We start from the raw sequence: 1,722 nt of genomic DNA on the forward strand, positions 1-1,722 counted from the left end.
GACCGGTCCTACGCCCTTGTCGCCGACCGCATCGCGCAGAAGCTTCGCCGTGTGGCGGATCGCTTCCCCCGGAGTGGCGCGGTGGATCGTCTTGCCCCGGAAGCGGCCCTGGTCGCCGGGATGATCGGTCGCCAGGATCACCACGTCGGCGTTGCGGATCTCGCCCTCCGACAGCAGGTCGGATGTGCCGGACGGTCCTCGCCGCTCTACCCGGATATCATAGCCCAGCATGTCGGCGGTCGCTTCCAGCGCCTCGGCCGCCATGGCCGTATGTGCGGCGGAGGTCATCGACCCCGTCACTGCGACGACTTTCTTCATGGTTCTTTCAACTCCCGGACGACGGCAGGAATGGGTTCGGCAGGGATCGTTTGGACAGGGACGGTCTCAGCGGGCGATGACCCGGACATCGATCTCGTCCATCGATTTTTCCACGCTCTCCGGTGGTGGCAGATGCGGGCCGACCGTGGCCAGGGCGCCGAGCGAAAACGTGCTCGCCAGCCGGGCGCAGCCTTCGAGATCCAGGCCGCGCAGCTTTCCCAGGACGAAGCCGGCGACCATCGCGTCTCCCGCTCCCACGGTACTGCGGACGACCACTGCCGGCGGGCGGGTCGCGATCCGCTCCGTCCCTTCCGCGAAGATGGCGCCGTCCGGCCCCATGGATACGGCGACGCAGCCGATCCCCTGGTCGATCAAGTCCTGAACGGCTGCGAGGATGGCGGCTTCATCGGGCAGCGTGCGGCCCGTCAGTTCCTCCAGCTCCTCCAGGTTCGGCTTGATCGCGTAGGGAAGCGCTGCGACCCCCTTCGCGAATGCCGGACCGCTGGCGTCCAGGACGACCCGTTTGCCGCGCCGGCGCAGGCCGGCGACCAGATCGGCATAGACGGTGTCGGGAGTGCCGGCCGGCGTGCTGCCCGACAGAACGAACCAGTCGTGGTCCGCCGCGAGCCGGTCGATCACGGTTTGCAGACTGGCGAGGTTTTCCGGCGAGAAGGGAAGGCCCGGCAGGTTGATGTCGGTGATCCGCTTGTTCGGCTGGTCCAGGATCTTGACGTTCGCCCGGGTCCTGCCCGGCACCGTCACGAAGTGGTCGTCGATGCCCTTGGCCGCGAAGAAGCTCCTGAAGATCTCCGTATTGCCGGCCCCCAGGAATCCGGTGACGCTGACCGGGCTGCCGAAATCCGCCAGGAAGGCCGCGACGTTGACGCCCTTGCCGCCGGGGTCCGCCTGCTCCCATTCCACCCGGTTGACTTGTCCCACCGCGAAGTTTGGTATCGAGATGGTCTGGTCGATGGCGGGATTGAGAGTCACCGTGGCTACGCGGACCGGCATCAGGCAACCTCCGCCGTCAGGGCGCGGACGTCGTCCGCGGCTTCGCACATCAGCGCGCGTCTCGCCAGATCCTTGGCGTCCTCGTACGCCATGTCGCGGATTTGCGCCTTCAGTCCGGGAATGTTGGGTATGCCGACGCTCAGTTCATCGACGTCCAGGCCGATCAGGATGGCGGCGGCGGCGGGATCGGCGGCTAGGTTGCCGCATACCCCGACCCATTTGCCCTCGCCGTGGGCCGCCCGGACGGTCTGGTCGACCATGCGCAGCACGGCAGGGTGCAGCCCGTCGGCGTCCTTGGCCAGGGCAGGGTTTCCCCGGTCCATCGCCAGCGTGTACTGCGTCAGGTCGTTGGTCCCGATCGAAAAGAAATCGACCTCCCGCGCCAGCATGTCG

Annotated in this window: 3 protein-coding genes; all 3 read right to left on the reverse strand. The window is 67.4% G+C overall.

Going from position 1 to position 1,722, the window contains the following annotated elements:
- A partial coding sequence (locus AC5JJ6_RS05515; RefSeq protein WP_496041080.1) for a PTS fructose transporter subunit IIB occupies positions 1 to 318 on the reverse strand: 318 nt, incomplete at its 3' end.
- A gap of 66 nt (positions 319 to 384) precedes the next feature.
- The gene (gene pfkB / locus AC5JJ6_RS05520; protein ID WP_496041081.1) at positions 385 to 1,329 is read right to left on the reverse strand and encodes a 1-phosphofructokinase; all 945 of its coding nucleotides are present in this window, start codon (positions 1,327 to 1,329) and stop codon (positions 385 to 387) included.
- Positions 1,329 to 1,722: putative PEP-binding protein (locus AC5JJ6_RS05525; RefSeq protein ID WP_496041082.1), on the reverse strand; the 394-nt coding region annotated here is incomplete at its 5' end. The genes pfkB and AC5JJ6_RS05525, both read right to left, overlap by 1 nt.

The organism is Skermanella sp., from assembly GCF_059503625.1.

Excerpts from the sequence above, each read along its gene's own strand:
- pfkB (WP_496041081.1), bottom strand. The coding sequence starts at position 1,329 with ATGCCGGTCCGCGTAGCCACGGTGACTCTCAATCCCGCCATCGACCAG.